At 39.8% G+C, this 21,663-nt stretch carries 22 protein-coding genes; 4 read left to right on the top strand and 18 right to left on the bottom strand.

Annotated elements, in window-relative coordinates; all coding sequences use genetic code 11:
- Nucleotides 1-215 precede the first annotated feature (215 nt).
- Together ABE65_RS12525 and ABE65_RS12530 are read right to left on the bottom strand one after the other, a co-directional pair.
- Nucleotides 216-1,133 carry an oxygen-dependent tRNA uridine(34) hydroxylase TrhO gene (locus ABE65_RS12525; protein ID WP_066395389.1) on the bottom strand — a complete coding sequence of 306 codons (918 nt, stop codon included), beginning with the start codon at nucleotides 1,131-1,133 and terminating at the stop codon, nucleotides 216-218.
- A 90-nt stretch (nucleotides 1,134-1,223) separates the two neighbouring features.
- Nucleotides 1,224-1,712, bottom strand: a complete 489-nt coding sequence (locus ABE65_RS12530; RefSeq protein WP_066395394.1) for an ankyrin repeat domain-containing protein — start codon at nucleotides 1,710-1,712, stop codon at nucleotides 1,224-1,226.
- Nucleotides 1,713-1,889: 177 nt separating this feature from the next.
- Between ABE65_RS12530 and ABE65_RS12535 the strand changes: the two genes are divergently transcribed.
- Nucleotides 1,890-2,669: a LysM peptidoglycan-binding domain-containing protein gene (locus ABE65_RS12535; protein WP_082861420.1), complete on the top strand. Its 780-nt coding sequence runs from the start codon at nucleotides 1,890-1,892 to the stop codon at nucleotides 2,667-2,669.
- A 55-nt stretch (nucleotides 2,670-2,724) separates the two neighbouring features.
- Here the strand turns inward: ABE65_RS12535 and ABE65_RS12540 are convergent, their stop codons facing one another.
- The 11 genes from ABE65_RS12540 to ABE65_RS12590 all read right to left on the bottom strand — a co-directional run bounded on the left by ABE65_RS12540 (nucleotide 2,725) and on the right by ABE65_RS12590 (nucleotide 15,697).
- The gene (locus tag ABE65_RS12540) at nucleotides 2,725-3,258 is read right to left on the bottom strand and encodes an AAA family ATPase (protein WP_066400134.1); all 534 of its coding nucleotides are present in this window, start codon (nucleotides 3,256-3,258) and stop codon (nucleotides 2,725-2,727) included.
- A gap of 22 nt (nucleotides 3,259-3,280) precedes the next feature.
- Nucleotides 3,281-3,553 (bottom strand): AbrB/MazE/SpoVT family DNA-binding domain-containing protein, encoded by a 273-nt coding sequence (locus ABE65_RS12545; protein ID WP_066395396.1) that lies wholly within the window; start codon nucleotides 3,551-3,553, stop codon nucleotides 3,281-3,283.
- Nucleotides 3,554-3,825: 272 nt separating this feature from the next.
- The gene (locus ABE65_RS12550; RefSeq protein WP_066395398.1) at nucleotides 3,826-4,530 is read right to left on the bottom strand and encodes a class I SAM-dependent methyltransferase; all 705 of its coding nucleotides are present in this window, start codon (nucleotides 4,528-4,530) and stop codon (nucleotides 3,826-3,828) included.
- A gap of 22 nt (nucleotides 4,531-4,552) precedes the next feature.
- Nucleotides 4,553-5,041, bottom strand: a complete 489-nt coding sequence (locus ABE65_RS12555) for a DinB family protein (RefSeq protein ID WP_066395400.1) — start codon at nucleotides 5,039-5,041, stop codon at nucleotides 4,553-4,555.
- 130 nt (nucleotides 5,042-5,171) lie between these two features.
- The gene (locus ABE65_RS12560) at nucleotides 5,172-5,855 is read right to left on the bottom strand and encodes an N-acetylmuramoyl-L-alanine amidase (RefSeq protein ID WP_066395407.1); all 684 of its coding nucleotides are present in this window, start codon (nucleotides 5,853-5,855) and stop codon (nucleotides 5,172-5,174) included.
- A gap of 585 nt (nucleotides 5,856-6,440) precedes the next feature.
- Nucleotides 6,441-8,696 carry an FkbM family methyltransferase gene (locus ABE65_RS12565; protein WP_066395409.1) on the bottom strand — a complete coding sequence of 752 codons (2,256 nt, stop codon included), beginning with the start codon at nucleotides 8,694-8,696 and terminating at the stop codon, nucleotides 6,441-6,443.
- Complete coding sequence (locus ABE65_RS12570; protein ID WP_066395415.1) at nucleotides 8,693-9,778, bottom strand: glycosyltransferase; 1,086 nt, start codon at nucleotides 9,776-9,778, stop codon at nucleotides 8,693-8,695. Before ABE65_RS12570 ends, ABE65_RS12565 begins: the two co-directional genes overlap by 4 nt.
- A gap of 9 nt (nucleotides 9,779-9,787) precedes the next feature.
- The gene (locus ABE65_RS12575) at nucleotides 9,788-12,001 is read right to left on the bottom strand and encodes a collagen-like protein (RefSeq protein WP_066395417.1); all 2,214 of its coding nucleotides are present in this window, start codon (nucleotides 11,999-12,001) and stop codon (nucleotides 9,788-9,790) included.
- 201 nt (nucleotides 12,002-12,202) lie between these two features.
- On the bottom strand, nucleotides 12,203-12,757 hold the full coding sequence (locus tag ABE65_RS12580; RefSeq protein ID WP_066395419.1) for an MEDS domain-containing protein: 555 nt from the start codon (nucleotides 12,755-12,757) through the stop codon (nucleotides 12,203-12,205).
- Between the two features lie 444 nt (nucleotides 12,758-13,201).
- Nucleotides 13,202-14,755 carry a hypothetical protein gene (locus ABE65_RS21555; protein ID WP_082861421.1) on the bottom strand — a complete coding sequence of 518 codons (1,554 nt, stop codon included), beginning with the start codon at nucleotides 14,753-14,755 and terminating at the stop codon, nucleotides 13,202-13,204.
- Nucleotides 14,756-14,851: 96 nt separating this feature from the next.
- On the bottom strand, nucleotides 14,852-15,697 hold the full coding sequence (locus tag ABE65_RS12590) for an AraC family transcriptional regulator (RefSeq protein WP_066395426.1): 846 nt from the start codon (nucleotides 15,695-15,697) through the stop codon (nucleotides 14,852-14,854).
- Nucleotides 15,698-15,883: 186 nt separating this feature from the next.
- On the opposite strand from ABE65_RS12590, the gene ABE65_RS12595 reads away from it, so the two are divergent.
- Nucleotides 15,884-16,597 carry an SGNH/GDSL hydrolase family protein gene (locus ABE65_RS12595; protein WP_066395427.1) on the top strand — a complete coding sequence of 238 codons (714 nt, stop codon included), beginning with the start codon at nucleotides 15,884-15,886 and terminating at the stop codon, nucleotides 16,595-16,597.
- 33 nt (nucleotides 16,598-16,630) lie between these two features.
- Here ABE65_RS12595 and ABE65_RS12600 read toward each other — a convergent pair whose 3' ends face one another.
- Together ABE65_RS12600 and ABE65_RS12605 are read right to left on the bottom strand one after the other, a co-directional pair.
- Nucleotides 16,631-17,503, bottom strand: coding sequence for a helix-turn-helix transcriptional regulator (locus ABE65_RS12600; protein WP_066395429.1), 873 nt, complete (start codon nucleotides 17,501-17,503; stop codon nucleotides 16,631-16,633).
- A 180-nt stretch (nucleotides 17,504-17,683) separates the two neighbouring features.
- A complete protein-coding gene (locus ABE65_RS12605; protein ID WP_066395431.1) occupies nucleotides 17,684-18,157 on the bottom strand; it encodes a YjdJ family protein in 474 nt (157 codons plus the stop codon).
- A 187-nt stretch (nucleotides 18,158-18,344) separates the two neighbouring features.
- Between ABE65_RS12605 and ABE65_RS12610 the strand changes: the two genes are divergently transcribed.
- Nucleotides 18,345-18,602 (top strand): hypothetical protein, encoded by a 258-nt coding sequence (locus ABE65_RS12610; RefSeq protein ID WP_066395434.1) that lies wholly within the window; start codon nucleotides 18,345-18,347, stop codon nucleotides 18,600-18,602.
- Nucleotides 18,603-18,647: 45 nt separating this feature from the next.
- Here the strand turns inward: ABE65_RS12610 and ABE65_RS12615 are convergent, their stop codons facing one another.
- The gene (locus ABE65_RS12615; RefSeq protein WP_066395437.1) at nucleotides 18,648-19,085 is read right to left on the bottom strand and encodes a VOC family protein; all 438 of its coding nucleotides are present in this window, start codon (nucleotides 19,083-19,085) and stop codon (nucleotides 18,648-18,650) included.
- Between the two features lie 291 nt (nucleotides 19,086-19,376).
- Here ABE65_RS12615 and ABE65_RS12620 point away from each other — a divergent pair, with 291 nt between their 5' ends.
- Complete coding sequence (locus ABE65_RS12620; protein WP_066395440.1) at nucleotides 19,377-20,030, top strand: M23 family metallopeptidase; 654 nt, start codon at nucleotides 19,377-19,379, stop codon at nucleotides 20,028-20,030.
- Nucleotides 20,031-20,082: 52 nt separating this feature from the next.
- On the opposite strand, the gene ABE65_RS12625 is transcribed toward ABE65_RS12620, so the two are convergent.
- Together ABE65_RS12625 and ABE65_RS12630 are read right to left on the bottom strand one after the other, a co-directional pair.
- Nucleotides 20,083-20,832, bottom strand: a complete 750-nt coding sequence (locus ABE65_RS12625) for an ABC transporter permease (protein ID WP_066395443.1) — start codon at nucleotides 20,830-20,832, stop codon at nucleotides 20,083-20,085.
- On the bottom strand, nucleotides 20,833-21,594 hold the full coding sequence (locus ABE65_RS12630) for an ABC transporter ATP-binding protein (RefSeq protein WP_066395446.1): 762 nt from the start codon (nucleotides 21,592-21,594) through the stop codon (nucleotides 20,833-20,835).
- Between the last annotated feature and the right edge of the window lie 69 nt (nucleotides 21,595-21,663).

Raw genomic sequence — 21,663 nt, forward strand, 5'->3', positions numbered from 1 at the left:
ATTAGGAATAACAATTCGGGGGATTACGGATAAAAATAAATTTACTACGTAATTAATTCATATTACCTCGTATAAAAATCCGATTACTACGTAATTAATTGAGATTACTACGTAATTCTTTATCTCTGTTTCCCTGAAACGTACATATCAACCATTTTCCTCCTGCAGAGTACACTCATATTTATCAACTTACTCTTAAAATAGAAAAAGTCCTCCTACAAAGGAGAACTTTCTGCTTCACATTCTTTGATATAACGATTCCACGGATGTTCCCTGCATTCTGTGCTGCACGAGCGTTTATGTTCATGCTCACACTCTTCACACATCAACAGATGCGCGTTGCATTCTGGATTTCCGCATTTCACATAACGTTCTTCGGGGTTTCCGCAATGATAACACTTACCCACTACAACCTCTTCCCCTGTTCGGTTAACCGGTACAGAGATCCGCTCATCAAACACATAACACTTTCCGTCCCATAGCTTACCTTTGGCTTCTTCATCATAGCCGTAGGATATGATTCCGCCTTCAAGCTGAGATACGTCCTTGAATCCTTCTTTAACCAGGAAACCTGAGAACTTTTCACAACGTATACCGCCTGTACAGTAAGTAAGAACTTTTTTATCTTTAAACTGACTGAAGTTCTCTCTCACCCATTGTGGCAGCTCGCGGAATGTTTCTACGTCTGGTCTGATCGCATTCTTAAAATGGCCAAGGTCGTATTCGTATGTGTTACGGGCATCTAAGATTACCACATCTTCTGATTCCATCGCTTCGAGCCACTCTTTTGGAGAAAGATGTTTACCTGTAAGTTCGTTTGGATTCACATCGTCTTCTAAACTTAAGTGGACGAGCTCTGGACGAACGCGAACCTTCATCTTTTTGAAGGCATGTTCGTTCGATCCTTCTATTTTGAAAACCGTATCCGCAAAACGAGGGTCATTTTTCATGAACTGCATGTATGATTCGGTTTGCTCTACCGTTCCTGAAACGGTTCCGTTGATTCCTTCATTCGCTACAAGAATTCTGCCCTTTAACCCGATCTCCTTACATAGAGCGAGATGTTCTTCTTTAAATGCTTCAGGGTCTTCGATTGTTACGTATTTATAATACAATAATACTTGAAAGTCCATCATTACCACCTACTTATACTTCTTAAAAAACTACCTTACCTATAATAACAAATTATGAGAAAAAGAAAAATACAGGACGGGTCCTGTATTTTAGATTTTATTCAGTGTGCTGTTTCTCAAAATTTCAGCGGCTTCATGCGCTTCTTCATCTTCGGCCAATTCAAGCGCTGTTTTTCCATCTTCTTTGGCTAGGTAAGGATCTGCTCCTTTTTCAATAAAGTAAGCGATCATCTCAGGATCGTTATGCTGAGCGGCTTGATGGAGAATAGTCCATCCTCCGCTCTGCTTTTCGTTAATATCCGCTCCATGCGATAGAAGAAGACTCATCATCTCTTGTCGATTCTTCATATTTGCTGCCGCTGCATGAAGCGGAGTGTTAGCCATATTATTACCGGATTTCACATGAACATCCGCTCCGTGATCAAGCAACAGTCTCACAATCTCCAAATGGCCAAAATGAGCCGCTAGATGAAGTGATGACCATCCTTCACTGAGTTCGTTTATGTTTGTTTCTTCGTTTTTCAAAAGTTCTTCAACCACTGTTATATTCCCATCCATTGCTGCTTGGTGCAGATTCATAATATCCACCCTTTCTGAATGTTGTTAGACGACTACTTCGACTTCCTGACACAAAAACCCTTTCCTATACAATTATTTACAAAATTTTTCTCTCATTACCAGTTGTTTCGTGGTCAAAATTATGTGAACATTTAAATAGGGAAAGTCGTTGGAGGAACTGGATATACGGGGGATATTATGCGTTTAAAAATATTATCTTTTTCATTGGCTGCTTTTCTCGCTATGACAACAGCAGCACATGCTTCAACACCATATACGGTTCAACAAAATGACACACTGTGGAAGATCGCACAGCACCAAAATGTAAGCGTATCAAATGTAATCGGAATGAATCAGTTGAGTAGCCATAACATCTATCCTGGTCAAACGCTATACATTCCATCCTCTTCAAATCTCCACAAAGTAGTACTTGGAGAGACACTTAACAAAATCGCTTCGGCGTCAAATGTTAGTTTATGGGCAATTCAACAGGCAAACCCACAGATCAAAGAGATCAACTGGGTTTACTCTGGTCAAGTGATCGAGCTGCCAGCTTCTGTTGCTAAACAACAGTCAGCACCTAAATCCGCAGCTACTGCACAACCTTCTGTCGGTTCTACTGCTACACAAGTTTCACAGCTTGTAAATGCAGAGCGTCAAAAAGCCGGCCTTGCCCCATTAACACTTGATGCTGAACTCAGCAATGTAGCTTTAGCAAAAGCTAAAGACATGATTCAAAATAACTATTTTGATCACAACTCACCGACTTACGGATCTCCGTTTGACATGATGCGCAGCTTTGGAATCGATTACACAGCTGCAGGTGAGAACATTGCAAAAGGACAAACTTCACCACAAGCAGTTATGACAGACTGGATGAACAGTCCTGGTCACCGCCAAAACATTTTAAGCTCTAACTACGACTCTATCGGAGTTGGTTATTTTGAGGGAGCTTGGGTACAATTATTTAAAAAATAAGGATCTTCCGTACGACTTTCCACAACTAACATGCAGCTTCCTGGCCGCATGTTTTTTATATGTGTTTGAATCGATTATCTGTTTCGATCTCACGGACGACATGTTGTATGTCATGAGGAGTAAGGAGACTTGTATGAAGAAGATGCTTGTGATTTAGCCCTGACTGTAAGAACTCATCAAAAAGAATCAAACATCTTTCGCCCATTCGTTCTTCTTCAATTCGCAAGGCATCCCTTTTTACCAATGTATCCTTATCTGCCCAAAGAACTACGTATTTGATCGTAACAGCGAAATCTCTTAGCTGATTGCTTAACCATTCAGCATCCTTTGGAAAGATGATGTAATCGATAACAACGTCACTTCCATATCGAACAAAGTTTCTTGTAAGATGAAGGATGTTATGCCAGATCAAATCATGCTCCCGCTCACTTTCCCAAGGTTTCTCTCTACCGTTTCTGTGCATATGACTGATATCATCGCCTGATAGATAGGCACTATGAGTTAAACGATTTACCAGTTCCGTTGATGTTGTTGATTTGCCGACTCCTGCCGGCCCTGATAGGAGATAAACGGTTCTTCCATTTTCCATTGTCACTGGTGTTCCTCCACACTTAGACCATCAATTCTAATTCTTCTAAAAGTGCTTTTGCACCATTCGGACTGAGTACGAACTTTCCGCCAGCATAGGCTGTATTGTCATCAGTTATTTCTCCTGTAATCACACAAGAGTTATTCGGTATGTATTTCTTTAAAATAATACGGTCGTCTTCTACAAAAATCTCAATGCCATCTCTAATATCTAAATCCATCATTCGACGCAACTCAATTGGAATTACAATTCTTCCTAACTCATCCACTTTTCTAACAATCCCCGTACTTTTCATTTATTCTACCTTCCCTTTCCATCCAAGCGGATTACTACAATCTGCGCATTCGTTCGCACTTGGTAAATTATGTTTTACATCAGTGAAATAATCATCTCAAAAACTTCTATAAATAGGAAGGGGATTTGGGTTGGGTTAATTTAATGAGTAGAAAGAACTGATTTAGTCAAAAAAATGAAAGCATCAGGCTATTTTATTTTTGTCATGAGACTATCCACCTAAAAATATCCGTTAAAAAAAGCTTCCAATCAACTTGCTGAAAGCTTTCATACTTATTTTTTCCTTACAACAAACGTTATGGCATTCGTTGCAAGAACAACAGGTTTTTGATTGCGCACGATTTCGTAACTTAAAGGATTCACAACTGTTTTTAGGATTTCCCAGTTAGAATATGTATCTCTAAGCAACTTCGTCATATCGTTCGTATTCATGTTAATTTCCATAAAGACATCAATTGATTTTTGAGTTTCAACATCTGTCTCTGTGACCTCAGAGTTTACAATCAAACAATTAATTCCTCCCGTTCGAGTTCCCCTCTCCATTCGTTGAAGAACATCTTTTAGAGATTCTACAGAATCTAAATGTTCCAGGCTGGATACAGCTACAATAAGGTCATATGTATTTTCTTTGATTTCATATGTACTTATATCGGCCTTAATGGGTGTGACATGATCAATAACTTTAAACTCTTGACTATATTGTTCTAATTTCCTTAAAGCAGAGTCGAGAATATCAACGCAATCCACTGAAACACCTTGGTCTTTCAATACCTGAATCAATGGAATACTATTTCTTCCCACACCAGAGCCTAAATCTAATATTTGAATATTTTTTAAATCACTTAATAAAGGAACGATTTCCATCACTGTTCTTACAGGTTTATAAAGCCACGAACCTTTTTCAAACAGCTTATAGTGATCATAACAATAATCATGATATTCTTTTTCTTCTTGACGAATTCTTTCTAATTTAATCACTCACTAGCTCCTTCATATGTATTCAATCTCTCGTCCCCAATACATCTGTATTCGGTGGTTCGTATCCCATTTGTCTTATCATCGCCATGATTTGTCCTTTGTGATGATATTCGTGGGTAACAACATGCACGATAAGCTTTTGTGGAGTTAAGGAAATGATTTCATTAGACTCTCTCCAAGGAATCGTTTGTTCAATAGCAACCTCCATTTTCGTTGCGAATGATTGGAGAACATCATTTACATACGTATCCGCTTGATCAAAGAGTTCTATGATTTCCTCAATGCCCATTGTTGGAAGCATATCTTTTGGTGTGATCGGATTTTTTGTTTTTAAAAGCACATAGGAGCCCAACCAAGCATGATAACAGTTCGCGACATGAACAAGAGTATCACGCACACTCTCCCAACCGAACCCCAATTCACTAGTAAAATCCTTAGCATCCATTCTTCTACAAAAATTTAAAAGAGTTTCTCTATTTTCTTTCACCCATTCGTATTCGTTCTTGTTCATAAACATCACCTTTTGCATTAGTATGGTAAAACTAATTCCTTAATGACCTCTTAAATCCTTCTTACTAGATACAAAACTGCAAAAAAAATACACTTCTTGAAAGCAAAGAAATGCATGGCGCTATCTATTATTATTTTACTCGTAAAACCTGACCCGGATAGATGCTATAGTTATTATCAAGGTTGTTCCATGTTTTGATCTGCTCCACGGTACTTCCATATTGCTGACTAAGAGCATAGACCGTATCTCCACTCACCACTGTATGATAAGTTGCTTTTTTAGGAAGGTTAATGCATTTCACGATCCCATTAACGTGTCCACGCGCAATACTCTCAATAAATGATGTCGTTTTCAACTTACTCGCATCATTTACATTATCTATGAAACCATTCTCTGTTAATAGTGCAGGCATATTCGATTCACGCAATACATGAAAGTTCGCTGTCTTCTGTCCACGATCACTGAAATTTACAACTTTCAAAATTTCGGCATGTAAATGAGCTTGATACGTTGTTGTTGGTGCTGTAGAACCTGGATAGATGTAATCTTCATATCCTGTTCCACCGCCAGCATTCGTGTGAACGGATAAGAAAAAATCAGCTCCCCATGCGTTTGCAGCATCTGTTCGTTCTGTTAATGACTTTGTTACATCAGACGTTCTGCTCATTAGGATTGAAACATTGTTATACTCTGCAAGTAAAATATCTCTGATTCGTATTCCTATTTTTAAGGTCAGTGCTTTTTCTGTGAGGTTATTGCCAACCCCTCCCGGATCAGTTCCTCCATGACCCGGATCGATAAAGATTTTCACCATTTTCATCACCCCTATTATTCATCATATGTGGAATCTATGAAATGGTTTGTATATTTACTAGAGTCTTCTAAAAAATTTCATAGAAAGGTAACACACAAACGCCTTTTGTTCCATAGTGTCCAATCATATAGAGTACTTCTCTCATAATCTACTACATAGAGAGCAAAACTTCTCTATATCATGCATTACAAGGATATGGGGTGTCTTTTATGCGTAATTTCTTAAGTCTATTAGACGGATTATTTGCTGACAAAAAAATCCGTAAGACTCCACAAGATAAAAAAAGAATTGGCTAAAAACCAATAGCCTAACTTCATTTGAAGTTAGGCTTTACTTACATAACATTTCATTCTGATTTTCATCTTGAACAAAGTGTCCTGCCACGATTATATATTTCAATGGGGATAAACCCCAATATCGTTTTTTACCGATTGTGCTTTGTCTCTTGTCCCATATCAAGAATTATTTGACCCAACAAATGGTATAAAAGAAGGCTTCTAAGATTCCCCCTCTTGGCAAACAAAAAACGACTCTTGTAAGAAAGTCGTTTTTGTATCGTCTATTATTTTGACATTAGTTAAATATCTAACAAATCCTATCCTTTAACTGGAGAGGTACAAAAACGTAATCGTCCATAAATTCTTCTGAACTTTCTTCTTCATAACGTGCTATTTTACCATTCCAAAAGTTCACTTTATAGATTTCATAGCTTGGAAGGAGCTTTGATATATCTTGAATACTCTTTTTATCATTATTATGGTGTTCAAGAGTGATAACGGGTCGCGATTTATTAATAAGATCAAGCGCACCTTCGATGACTTGATATTCATGTCCTTGTGTATCGATCTTTATGAGCTTTACTTTGGATTTCGTTTCTAAATCTAAAAACGCATCAAGCGTAGTTGTTGGAACTTGAACAGGCGTATAGTCTGTTCCTATCCCATCATAATAGTCAATGGCTGACATCCCTCTGTTGTAGTTATTACGGTTTTGCATATGAAAGTTGATATGCCCAACAGAATTCCCTACAGCTAACTGATGAGCACTAACATTTGAAAAAGCATTTATCTCGATGTTTTGTTGAAGTTGCTCAAATATTTCGGGATGGGGTTCGAAACATATACAATCTATGTTCGAATCAAGACTAGCAGCATGTAGTGCATGATAGCCGATATTAGCCCCAACATCCAAAAAGATACCTCCATCTTTCAGATATTTTTTTAGAGTTTTCATCATGAAAGGTTCCCAGTTCCCATTATTCTGAAGGGTTTCTTCGATAAACCCTGGAAGATGAAGGTTCATTAGAAAAGATTCCTGATTATCGTTTTTTAACTCAATCTGTACAGCAGTATGATCATTGTGGATGTTTAAAACGTTTTCTAATAATTCTTTATTCGTAGAAAGATTTGCATAATCAGGGTTATGTTTTCTCGCTTCTTCGTTATGATGATACGCTTTTTCATAGGATCCTAATCGGTAATAACAAACACACAGTTGGACATGAGGTAGCCATGTCCAACATGCTTCATAATGCAGCATGCCTTTCTTTTTTGGTAACGCTAGTTCTGTTGCACGTGTATACCAAAATACAGCTTGATCTAACTTGTTATCTTGTAAGAAACCATAACCGAGTCGACAACAGATCTCTGCACGTGGTTTATCATACTGAAAAGAGCGGTAACCATACTCCCTTTCTTTCTCACCTTCTGCACGTTGATGATAGATATCAGCCATTTCATTACAGATAAAAACTTTTACGTCCGGCACTACATGATTTGATTTTAATAGTCTTTCATACAGAGTGATGGCTTGATCAAATTCCTTAGTGCTTTTAAAATAGTTAGCGGCCGGTAGGAGGTGTTCCGTTATTCTTTCATCATCCTTTTGATTCTCAGATTGTTGAATGACTTCTTTATAAAGAGAGAGATAATTCTCTGTCATGTGCCCTACTGTAAAATATTTTGATACGTATTCTCTCAAACCAGATGCGTCAGAACGAACGGGCAGATGCGTGATCATCTCATCAGTGTTCTTACAGATCTGTGAAGGATAACCGTTCATCACTTCAGAAACAGCTCCGTTATCAAGCGCAATCACTGGAGTACCACAGGCCATCGCTTCCACCATCACGAGCCCGAAAGGTTCTTCCCATGACGTAGGAAAGACAAGACATTCCGCTTCTCTCAAGAGCTTCAGTCGATACTCTCCTCCAACTTCTCCAACATATTCGACATGAGGTAGCTTATTGATTCGAGGTTCCACTTCGTTCAAGAAGTACTCCGTGTTAAAAACAGGACCTGCTATCTTCATTCGTCTCTTTGTCTTTTCAGCTATCTCTAATGCATGGTGGATACCTTTATGAGCGCTGATCACGCCAAGAAAAAGGAGATAGTCTTCCTTTTCTTTTTGAAAGGGATACTCGTTTAGGTCGATACCATTATACACGTAATATCCCTTACCCTTTCCGACATGTTCGAGTGCTCGCTTACTAAGATAGACAGGATGTTCCACATCATTTTTCAAACTGTCATGGATGGTACAAACAGTAGGTACAGTCAGTTTCAATTTTCCGATCACGGAGAGATGGGTGTGATCATGGATGATATCTACTTTTTGAGGAAGCGTTTGTTTAACAAACGTTGCTATATGTTCAGGTCTACCTGGTTCGTGATGATATGGAATCAGCTGAGCACTTGTCGCGCTTCCTTCTCTCGCGTATAAATAAACTTCGTGCCCCCTTTTTACACTCTCTTCGACTAAAGCGTATATCATGCGCTCGATGCCACCATAGTTAAGAGGCGGCACTGGGTAAAAATCAGGCGCAACATGTACGATTCTCAAATCTTCACCTCCACTCTTTTCTTTTGTTGTAGAAGCTTCCTGTTATAAAGCATGTGTTCATCGGTAGGTCGGTATTTAAGAGCTTGTTCATTATGTTTATAAGACTTTTCAAACTCTCCAACATGGTAATAACATATACACAACTGAAGATGAGGAAACCAAGTCCAACAGGCTTCTTGTAAAAAACCTAAATGATCGATAGGCTTATCCAATTCGGTAGCAAGCTTAAACCAATAGCAAGCTTGTCCATAGTTCTTTTGCTTTAAGAATATAGAACCTAATCGACAGCATATCTCTGCACGAGGCAAGTCATACTCGAACGAGTGCATAGCGAATGTACATGCCTTGTCATATTCTTCTTTTATCATGTATATCTCACTCAATCGGTAACACGCAGAAATGATATCTTCACTCCAACCCTTTTTTTCTTCTATGAACCTTTCATAAATCTTCAACGCTTTATCAAAATGTTGATTGTCCATCAACTCGTTACCAAAATAGTAAAGATCACGAGGAGAGAAAGACTCTCCTCGCTTCTCCCTGTTCTCAAAGATAGCTAGATTCCTCCCAGAATGAGCGTGTTTCCTCGTATGTGTTACCACAATATCTGAGTTTATGATTTGACCGTTCACACCTAAATACTCATGAACGGGACCGACCCATCGAAAGTTTTTATCTCGTTTGACGAGTCGGTTACGTCTGAGACTCGTTGTTACATTTCCAAACTCATCAAACGCATAGTGATAGATCATTGTCACAGCATCAACATTTTCTAATAACTCTTCTTTTAACCTTGCTAACTTATCTTGGTCTGCTTTTAATAAAACGTCATCCGCATCAAGCCACAAGATGTAATCACTCGTGGCTTGAGCAAATGCAAAGTTACGTGCAGCTGAAAAATCATCGATCCACTGAAAGTCATAAACAAGTGGAGTAAATGAGCTCGCAACCTTCTTTGTGTCGTCTGTTGAACCTGTATCTACAACTATTATCTCATCACAAAGTTTATAGACTGATTTAAGACATTGTTTTAGTGTGTGTTCTTCATTTCTTACGATCATACAGAGACTAATAGTACACATAACAACCTCCTAGATATTGGTGTTAAGAAAAACTGTGTATGCGGCACTGTTAGCTGCTATAGGATTTGCGTACAATGAAATAGCATCTGTTCTAGACACAACATTACCAGGAGTGACAGTCGTCCAACTAACTGAACCTGGACCTACCACATAGGGACTTCCATTAGAAACAAAGATTGGCTGCGCTCCTATATCAGTTGGTCGTATCGAAAATATGACGGTTCCCCCTGTAGCGGCAGTTATGTTTAACGTGACTCTCGAGATTATGTTACCAGCGGCAGGTACCACTGCATTGTTGATAACATCAAAACAGATTTCAAAGATATACGCTCCAATAGAGATATTATTAGAGTTTAATGAAGCTGTAAAAGCAACAACAGATCCTGAACCTGCAGTGACATAAGGTATCGCTTGAGACAATGCTCCTGGAGAACCCGCTAAACGTTGAAATCCATTGTTTGCACCTGTAAAGGTTATAGGTTTTGTTGATGTAGTAGCGACTGGACCGGTAGAACCTGTCGCCCCGGTTGGGCCAGTCGGTCCTGTTGGACCCGTCGGACCGGTTGGACCTGTTGGACCTTGAGCACCGGTTGGACCGGTAGCCCCTTGTTGGCCGATCGGACCTTGTGCGCCTTGAGGGCCGGTTGGACCTGTTGGGCCCGTTGGACCGAGGTCTCCTGTCGGGCCTCTGTCTCCTGTTGGCCCTTGTGCACCTTGTGGACCCGTCGGACCTGGATCTCCTGTCGGACCCCTATCACCTGTCGGACCTTGTGGACCCAAAGGACCCGTCGGACCTGGATCTCCTGTCGGACCCCTATCACCTGTCGGACCTTGTGGACCCAAAGGACCCGTCGGACCAAGAGCTCCTGTTGGGCCTTGCTGTCCGATGGGGCCGGTTGGACCTGTTTCTCCTGTTGGGCCTGTTAGCCCTGTCGGACCGATGGCGCCTGTTGGGCCGGTTACACCGGTTGGTCCTTGTGGACCGAGCGCTCCTGTTGCCCCTTGCGGTCCTATCGCACCTGTCGGACCTTGTGCACCGGTCGCTCCTTGTGGACCTGTCGGACCTGAAAGACCTTGAGGGCCAGTCGGTCCAGTCTCTCCTGATCCAGTTGGACCGGTCGGACCGATCGGACCGGTCGGACCCGTGTCTCCAGTTGGACCAGGGGGCCCGCCTGAAGGACCGGTCGGACCGGTTGGACCAGTCGGTCCTCCTGCGGGACCGGTTGGACCTGTTGGACCTGTTGCCCCTTCAGCTCCGTTTACACCAGCAGGTCCTGTCGGGCCAGTGATACCAATTCCTGGTGATCCTGTAGGTCCGGTCGGACCAAGTGCACCGGTCGCACCCTGGGGACCAGTGGCTCCTTGTGGACCCAATTCTCCTGTTGGGCCAGTGGGCCCTGCAATTCCTTGAGGTCCGGTCGGACCTTGTTGCCCTTGAGGACCGATCAAACCTTGCTCACCTTGAGGCCCCTGCTGTCCGGTTGGACCTTGCACACCTATCGGACCGGTGTGACCGAGAGGTCCAGTCGGGCCAGGATCTCCTGTCGGGCCTAAATCTCCTGTTGGCCCTTGTAATCCTACAGGTCCTGTTGGACCAGGATCTCCTGTCGGGCCTAAATCTCCTGTTGGTCCTTGTAAACCTACTGGCCCTGTCGGACCAGGATCTCCTGTCGGGCCTAAATCTCCTGTTGGTCCTTGTAGACCTTGAGGGCCGATGAAACCTTGAGGGCCTGTTGGTCCTGTTAATCCAATCGGACCTGTAGCTCCTTGTTCACCTATCGGGCCGGTAGCACCGATCGGCCCTTGTGGACCTTGAATTCCAGGAGGTCCTGTTGGACCTGTAGGACCTGTAGGGCCTGTGGGTCCGCCTGCTGGACCTGTAGGACCAGTCGGACCCGTCAAACCTTGTATAATCGTAGGACAACAACATGAATCTTCAGCAATATTTTCCTGCATCTCTTTGATCTGATTAGAGATTGCGCTTGGAATAAGCGGATCCCAAAAGAGACCAGTAAATCGATAGAATGTATTGGTGCTAATATCTAAAAATAAACTTCCGATCTCGGCTTTAATAGGTCTATCTTTTAATCTTCCTTCTTGAATGAGGGGAGTTCCTCCACCATTAAGAATATAAGGCTTCGAATCAATGTGCGATTGTAAGAATTCTTTTGAATGACTCTCACCTTTATGAATACCTTTATCTCTTCGTTTCTTAGAAGTCATAAAGAACCCTCCCAATAAACCATACTCAAATTACCCGTCATAATAAGATATTAACCTCAATTTATATTATGATTAAAATAGATCAAACTGACTTAACATAGGTGTCCAAATGAATATAGAAGTGACATATAATATTTTTTATCTCAATAAAAAGACCAACCTCATAAATAAGGTTAGTCGTAGATGTTATTCTGTTTTTCTCTAAGGTTTTACAATCTTATTTTCTCTTATGTATATATCATGTATTGAAGCCAAACTCTCTAATGTTTTATGACTCAATCGATCTTCATCATAAGCACAAATTGAGATAACACTCATGGTTTTTAGTAATTGATCAATTCTTCTTTCATAAGTGATCAAATCTTTGTTCGATAAGTCTTTACCCCATTCAACATGACCCCAAGTCACAATACGTTCACCCTTTTCTACATGAGGACGTACTTTATCTTGAAAATGGTTATAAATGGAATCAGGATTAAAACTTTCTTGTTCATAGTAAAAATCAAACGTATTCTCTCGCTTTAGATTTAAGAGATTTTGATCAGATACTGATTTTTTTAACCTTTTTAAAATCTTAGGGTAAATCCTGTCGTTTTCGACGAGGAGTACCTGTGTACCTTTATTTAATTCCTCGCTCAAATAATCTGCAGCCATGTGAACATAATGATCAACTTGGTTAAAAACAATAAGGATATGAGCGTTTTCAGATTCAAAGTGATTGATTTCATCTGTTAAGTTCAACTTCTTATCTTTCAAAAAACATTCCTCCCTTTATGAAATTTATCTAAAGTTAGAAGAAAATTTTTAATCATTAATCTTGGAGATACTCTGATTTCCCCTTATTATACCTCTAACATAAACCATTAGATTCTAAAGCATTATTGCGCTTTAATGCATTGAATGTTCCTAATAATAACATAATCAATTAGAACTCCGCTTAATTAACAAACCATTTTAAAACTCTCTGGATAAAACTATAAAGCTGTATAGCGTGAATTAAGAGCATTTGATAATACTTTTTCTCACCGCTCATGCCAGGTTAAAGCACTTTAATCTATTAATATAAAAAAATCCCCAGGAGCAGTACCCTGGGGTTGGTGTTTGTCGTTCAATTAATTTGTGTCATATCGATTCGTAAATTCGTATTAGTTTAATTTTAATTAATCCTATAGGTGAGAATACACTATTCACCTATATCCATTAAAATTGCGTTCCACAACCTCCAATGTCTGTTTGTGGAGTAACTGCAGAAGTAAAGGTTGTACTGAATGAATCTCCTGCTGTATTAGTGGCCAAAATGTTCCAAGTAGCCGTGTTGCCTGATTGTGTGTATCCTATGAATACATCAAATAGACCTTGCAACGTCGAATTACCAGAGGCAACTGCCTCTCCCTCAAGTGTGGCTCCTGTTTCACCTATACACGATATACGAATTCTTCTTCCTTGTATAAGGTTAAACGTGAAGCTGCCACCTGAAAATGTAATGCTAAAGTTATCTACTGCAGGATTACATCCTGGTGCTGCAATATAACATTGAACCGCAGAGACATTGATGGTACCTGACACAGTAGAAGGTACTCCCCCGTTCACAATATTGGCTGTGGCTGGTGCGCCTGTTCCAGCAACGCCTAATTGGAACTTACAAGGACATACTTCTTCTTCTGGGCAACTAAAATTAATATCAATAGAATCAGCCGTTGTTTGCCCTCCTACAGTAGCAGAAGCGGTCACGATTGTTGATGTCGGTGCGGTACCTACAGGAACGGTCACATTCGTTGTAAACGTTCCATTTGCTAAAGTAATCGTCGGTGGAATGGTTGCTACCCCTACAGGGAATTGTGTAAATGTGATTGGTATTCCTGCTTGCGGTACTCCTCCGCAGGTAAGCGTACCAGAAATGGTTCCAGTACAATTAATCTCTGGCGCAGCAGTAAGCGTCAAGGTACAGTTACTTGGACAGGAACCTGTTACGGTAACGGAAGCATTCAACACTTGTGCACCAATCGTAGCGGTTGCGGTTATGACCGCTGACTCAATATCGACAGTACCAGCTGCTATATTAACACCCGTACCTACGTCTCCCTGTGAATCAGAAATGTCTGTGGCAGGATTCAACGTAAAATCTGGGTTGCTACTACTAAAGATAACCGTAACTCCTTCAATTGGCTGACCTCCACAAGTTACAACTCCAAATACACTTCCTGTACAGTTAAAAGGTGTTCCAGAGGAGAAAAGTTCCAATGTACATAGTGCTGAAGGACACATTACCATCGACGTATCCGTTGTGGAAATCGTTCTACCGTTTACTACAGTAGAAGCTGAAATTACAACGTCTGTTTCAGGCGTACCCACTGGAACATCTACTTCAACACTAAAGTTACCAAACGAGTCGGTAACAATTGGATTTGGCGAAAATGTTAGAATCGATGGTGTTGATTGAAACGTTACAACGGCTCCTGATACGGGAATACCATTGCAAGTTACTTTACCATTAATCGTATCATTACACACAATAACGGCAGCTGATAAGATATCTATACCACATCCTATTGTCGGAGAAAGTTCAACACCGATAATACAATCACAATCTAGAACGATCGGCCTCCCAACAGGATCTGTTCCAAATACGCAATTATCTCTAACTTCCAAAAAAGTTAATAAAATTTGTGTTCCTCTATTAGTAACAATTGTAATGTTTTGTCCGATTTTAAAACAACGAATAAGGTCACAAACGCAATTATGTTGGTTGTCCATAATATTTCCTTTCTATAGATAGATGCAGATTATCATATGAAAGGATCTATAATAAGGTGAATGATTTACTCAGTGAACTGAGCCATGAACTTGTTTCTACTTTTTCTCGACAGGGATCCATATTTCTGTTCTGTTTCCACTCGGTTTTGAGATATCTTGAGCATACATTTCGATTTCTGGTAAACCTGCATGCTGATAGTCAGTTGCAGGAAACCATTCATGATACACTTGATGAAACCCTTTTTGTACTGCCTCCGAAATTGTTCCGTAACATGAAAATACTGCCCAAGTAGCAGAAGGAATTTCTATACTAGTCCAATGCTCAGTTATATGTTCTGCTTCACTTCTTTTCCCAATCATATAGGTGAATTCCTCATCAAAATTACATGTTATACCCAGTATGGTGTGACGATTAGAATCTTGAGTGATTTCATCAAGGGTTCCGTCTCGCATACATTCTCCCCAAAAATCTTGCCGTGTTCGCCCTTCATCTCCACAAGTTAACGTTGTTGTTTTACCACAAATCATAAACGAGTCTTTTTCATCAATTATGTATTCTAGTTCACGATCGCCAGAGATCGTTAGTTGGAACGATATCCGTGGGAACGCTTTTAATGAAACGCCAGATCGACGAGCTTCAGATGGTGGGATTCCATGAATCTTCCGAAATGCCTTGGAAAACGATTCTGGTGTTTTGTATCCATATTTCATTGCAACATCTATTACTTTTGAAGAAGAGATGGCAAGTTCTTGAGCAGCTAAAGTCAGCTTTCGTTTACGAACATACTCAGCTACTGTCATTCCCGAAATCATATAAAACATTCGTTGAAAATGGAACGGTGAAGAATATGCTATCTTTGCAATTTGGGCGATGTTTAAGGGTTCTTCCATATTGCTCTCCATGTAGTCCAAAGCTTTTTCCATTCGATTTAGCCACTCCATACTGAACCACCTCTATCACTCTGTTAGAATAGATCAATAAAGTTATACTTCGCTCTTCTTTTCAGTAAACCTCCTATCATCTCATTTCATACCCGTTCATTAAAAGCACGGAATGACAGGAAAGCTTCATTTACTACTCCTAAAATGAAAGGGTAACCATTAAATCATTGAAAAGAGGGATCGGAGTTGAAGATAAGAGTAGCAAGTTTGATCACAATCGGAATGTTATTCTCAAACAGTCCAGCTGCATGGGCTCAGCCTTTTCAACAGAATTACGTAGAATATGTTGCGTTAGGTGATTCCATAGCCGCAGGAATGACGCCTTATGGTGGCTATGATGAGAGCTATCCAGATATGCTGAAAGATATGTTTAAGCGAAAAAGTACCACAATGAAAGACTATGATAATTTCGCGACCTCAGGTTATACCTCTGAACAACTGAAACAGGATGTTCAAAACAACTCTGCTGTGCGTAAAGAACTCCGTGAAGCTACTCATATTACAATCACAATAGGAGCAAACGACCTCTTTCAAAGACTTCTAGCCGATCCATCAACTGCACAACAAGGCATTGATACAGCGAGTTCGAATTTAGATGTGATTCTTGAAACGATCAACGAACTAAATCCCCATGCAAAAGTGTATGTTATGGGCTATTACAATCCTTTTTCTTATTACCCAGATGAAGTTCAAAATTTCCTTGTTCCTCTTTCAGATTCTTTAAATCATGAGATCGAAACTAGAGCTATTGAAAACGGTGATCGATACGTCACGACAGCTCAAGCCATTGATTCTAAATTTGAGAAGTATATGCCTAATCCTGAGGATAACCATTTAAATGTAAAAGGATATGAGGCGATTGCTAAAGAGTTTTGGAAGATAATAAAGAAAGATGATTAAGAAAAGACTCGTCTATGACGAGTCTTTTCAAAGTTATTCATCGAAACCAAGATTTAGAGGTTCTTCCGGTAAGTTTTCAGAACCCATCATATTCGTTGTAGGTTCGGATTCATCTACTTCTTCAAACTTAAACCCATCTGCCCATACTTTCCCTTGTCCCGCTAGCAGCACTCCGAAATGCATCGAAGCACTTTCCGCAGGAACATCTAGTACCACTTTATAATAGTTCCAATCGGAAGTTCCCGTAATCGAGCGGTTATCCATATTATCAAATTGAACAACATCCCCTGATTGATTATCGATACGAAACCAAGCACCACATTTTGTAACTTCTTCTGTTTTTAAATAACAAGACATCTTCATTCTTTTTCCTCTGAATCGGTCGGCCGCAACACTCTGCATCATCGTACCAAATTGACCTTCATCCATATCCCCGGTCGCATATAGCAGGCCTGATTTAGTCCCCGTATGGAATACTTTATCATCCGTTTCCATGCGATAATCACCAGGATGCGAACCGCTTAACATCCATCCTTTTACTGTCGTTGTTTGGCTCATTTCATTTTCCTCCATCCCACTAATGGTTCTCATCAGTTTTCGATACTTTCCAGGTGGCATGTTGTACAGTTCTTTAAATGAACGTGTAAACGCTTCTTGTGATTGAAACTGTAATGAAAATGCGATGTGTATAATGGACTCATCCGAATAGAGAAGGTACATCGCCGCTATCGCTAACCGACGCTTCCGAATATAATCACTGATCGTTTGACCCGTTTCTTTTTTAAAAATCCGCGATAAATGAAATTTTGAATAACCCACCTCATTGGCATAATGTTCGAGGAACCAGTCATCTTGCAAATGTTCCTCAATGTAACGAATGGTCTCCTTCGTGACTTCACTGTACATCTTGCTCACCTCACTATTATCATAATAGAAGGAGAAACTGAATTTTTGATATTATTTGCTAACCTAACTATATTTTCCATCAATTAAATGGCAAAGCCAAATTAATTAGTTCTCTAATCTATAATAAAAAATGCACTTCCTCTTGTTGGGGAAATGCATCCATTTCATGTTTATTTATGTTTAATATACCTCTTGATTATTAGAGGTGAATTTCATCCTCAATTTTAATGCAACCATGCTACTGGATATTCCAGTTAACAGAAACAGCCAAGTAAACCATACCAGTCCCACAGTCGGAGATCTAAACGTTAACGAACTAGCCACAAATAATGTAAGACCGAGTATCATGAAAAACAAGCTCAGTTTGTTTGTGTGATTTCTTAAAAGCCATGTAGCAAGTATTACAAGGATATAAAGTAAACTGATTGTCATGAGTATTGGAAATAGAGGTTTAAATTTTGCAGCATAAATGAAATGATCAAATCCTGATATCTCAGAGACGTTGGTTACCGTTCCATGTTTCCATTTTGAAAAAATAGCCGAGTACTTCCATTCCCACTGTGTATCTCTTAATTCACTTCCTTCATACCATGCTGAAAACGTTGAAACAAGAAACACGATAACTGCGAAAACAAATTGAATAACATATGACATAAGTAGATTTCCTCTCGCTTGATAATGTACCTTATTTTACCATGAGAAACCTTTCGTTGCTTACTACTATTTGACTAAATTTTACTCTAAGGCAAATTAATTCTTGAAAGACAGTAAATTTCTCACCACCAACATACATTATATGGTAATTTAGTAACATATACCATAAACAGAGGTGCAACCACTTATGAAAAAGTACATGGGGTTATTTGCAATAATCATTTTTATCGTGAGTTTGATTCCAACTTGGCTTGGAAAATATATTGAATTCTTTGCAGCTTCTTATGCATGGTTTGCACTTTGGGGCTATATTATTGCCTGGATCTTAACACTTTTCTCTAGTAAAGGGAAATGGAAAACGGCTAGTATTTTGACGCTAACCTTATCTGGATTAATCGTGATAATCACTGTTTTTTTCTTAATCGTAACTTGGAATAAACCCTAATCTAACGAGCTGTAATAGACCAGATTATTAGTCTGGTCTTTTAAATTACACGATTTTCTCCGCTAACTCTAGAATAATCCCCTCTGGACCACGAACATAGCAAAGTCTGTAGCTGTTTTCATATTGCTCAATCTCACTAAAAATCTCTATGCCTTTCTCTTTCAAAATGGCAACAATAGCCTCAAGATCCTTAACTGCAAAGCAGATATGTCGAATACCTAGTGTATTTGGTGAGGGTTGTTGAGGAGCGGAAACATCAGTTGGTGAATTATATTTAACTAGCTCTAACCAAGCCTGTCCATCTGGCATTCCTAGTCCTACACATTCTGTTCTAACATTCTTTAGTCCAACAATCCTGTCTAACTGATCTCCTTCTAGTCCCCATTCCGCCTTCACTTCAAGACCTATATCAAGGAAAAATGCTTTCGCTTCTGAAAGGTTGTTTACGTTTATACTCACATGATCAATTCTATTAATCTTCACAAACAATTCCTCCGATGTTCGTTTTGGTTCATAAGATATATTCGATTGCACTACTCTAATACCTTTCTTTAAATGAAAGCTCCCCAGTGAAACTTATGTCACTCAAGAGTCCCATCCTATTTTAAGATACTTATCTAGTTAAATAGATACACACAAAAACTCCTAAAAATAGAACATTCACATTCACTTCTATAGTAAGACATTATCATTTTTCAACAACCTCACTTGATTTCATATACACATTTCCTTTTCTGTATTATATTGGAACACATTAAGAGGAGGAGAGTTATTATGAAAAAGTTTTTAAGTCTATTTACAGTGCTTGTTTTTTCACTCGTGCTCGTTGCTCCATCGTTTGCGTCTGCAGCGCAGAAGTTGATTCAACCAATCAACAACGCTTATATTACCGCTGGCTATTTAAACGCTAACTATCAAAAGAAATTTGGTTTTAAACACTATGGTTGGGATTTAACTTCTTCTAACAGCAGCAGAGCGGTTTGGGCAAGTGGATCTGGGAAGGTCTTAGCTACAGGCTACGATAACGTTTTAGGAAACACCGTCATTGTGAAATATCCTGCAGCATACATCCATTCAACAGGAGCAACGAAAGATCTTGTGTTCCGTTATAATCACTTAGCTTCAATTGCTGTGTCTAAAGGACAAAGTGTTACAAAGGATACGCGATTAGGTAACTATGGAAATACAGGTTTGTATTCAACGGGGCCGCACCTTCACCTTGAAATTGATACAGACACGACTTATTATCAATACTCTCCAACATTAGGATCGAGTTCTAATATTATAAAAGCGGGTACAGCAAGCACGGTATTATCTCCGAAGAATGTTTTATATACCAAAGTTTCTGCTCCTGATAACCAAAGCATCTATATCATAGGAGATGGCTATCAATCCTCTTCTGAAGATGACCTTCCTTTTAAAAATTAATAAGAAAGAGACAAAGCAAATCTCGCTTTGTCTCTTTTTTTGTTCCCTTCATTTAACCCAACTGGCGTTTAAACTTTTTACTAGCAAAGAAGTAAGCAACCACCATAATTCCGATACACCAAGTAAGCGCCATCCAAATATCATTTCCAACTGGTCCCTCATACAATAGAGCACGAATCGCGTTCACAATAGATGTTACGGGTTGATTTTCCGCAAAGATACGCACGATCTTTGGCATTGTTTCGGTAGGAACGAATGCTGAACTGATAAAGGGTAGGAATACGAGCGGGTACGAATAAGCGGTAGCTCCTTCCATTGAACTTGCTGTTAAACCAGGTATGACAGCGAGCCATGTAAGCGCTAGTGTAAATAGACCAAGTATCCCCGCTACAGAAAGCCAATCTAGAAGTCCTGCGTTAGAACGAAAACCCATCAGCAAGGCGACTAAAATAACAATCAAGATCGTAAGTGCATTTGAAACAAGTGAAGTTAAAACATGTGCCCACAATACGGATGATCGTTTGATTGGCATGGTTATAAAACGAGCCATTAATCCACTCTTCACATCTGTAAACAGTCGAACAGACGTATAAGCCACGCCTGATGCGATCGCCATCAGCAAAATTCCCGGTAATAAGTAATTCACATAGTTGTCTGTCCCAGTCTCAATGGCACCGCCGAATACATAAACAAACAATAACATCATCATAATCGGTGTAATAGCCACCGTGATAATCGTATCCGGACTTCGCATGATATTACGCATTAAACGCCCTAATAAAGTTCCTGTTATCCTTTTCATCTACACACTCTCCTTTTTACCGATGATGTTGAGGAAAATATCCTCGAGCGATGGCTGCTTTTCAACGTACTCCACTATAGCTTTCGGAAACATCTCTTTCAGTTCTTGCAGCGTGCCGGTCTTAATGATTACTCCACCATGTAAAATCGCGATACTGTCCGCGAGCTGCTCGGCTTCTTCCAAGTATTGTGTGGTCAATAATATGGTCGTACCACCATTCGCAAGTTCTTTTACAGTACTCCAAACTTCAATACGTGCTTCAGGATCAAGTCCTGTTGTTGGTTCGTCAAGAAAAATGACGTCTGGTGCTCCAATTAGACTCATGGCAATGTCAAGCCTTCGTTTCATCCCACCTGAATATTGGTCACTGCGTTTATTCGCGGCTTCCGATAAGCTGAATCTTGCAAGTAAATGATCTGCGACCTCACCTGGATTGTTAACACCTCTTAATTTAGCGATCATCATTAGGTTTTCCCGCCCTGTAAGCATTTCGTCTAAAGCTGCAAACTGCCCTGTTAAACTAATGCTTTGACGGACTCCATCGGGTTGGCGATTGACATCAAATCCGCAGATTAGCGCTTCCCCTTCATCCGCTTTCATCAATGTAGAAAGAATGTTGACGATCGTCGTCTTCCCCGCTCCATTTGATCCTAACAAAGCGAAGATTTCTCCCCTATTCACCTCTAAATCTACTCCTTTTAAGACTTCCTTATCTTTGAAAGACTTTTTCAAGCGTTTTATAGAAATCGTTGTTTGATTCATGTTTTTCCTCCTCAATTTCACTATTTAGCACCGCCGATAATAAGTGTTACTTAGTACTGAGTAAAAAAA

This window comes from Fictibacillus phosphorivorans (assembly GCF_001629705.1).
Taxonomy (GTDB): domain Bacteria; phylum Bacillota; class Bacilli; order Bacillales; family Fictibacillaceae; genus Fictibacillus; species Fictibacillus phosphorivorans_A.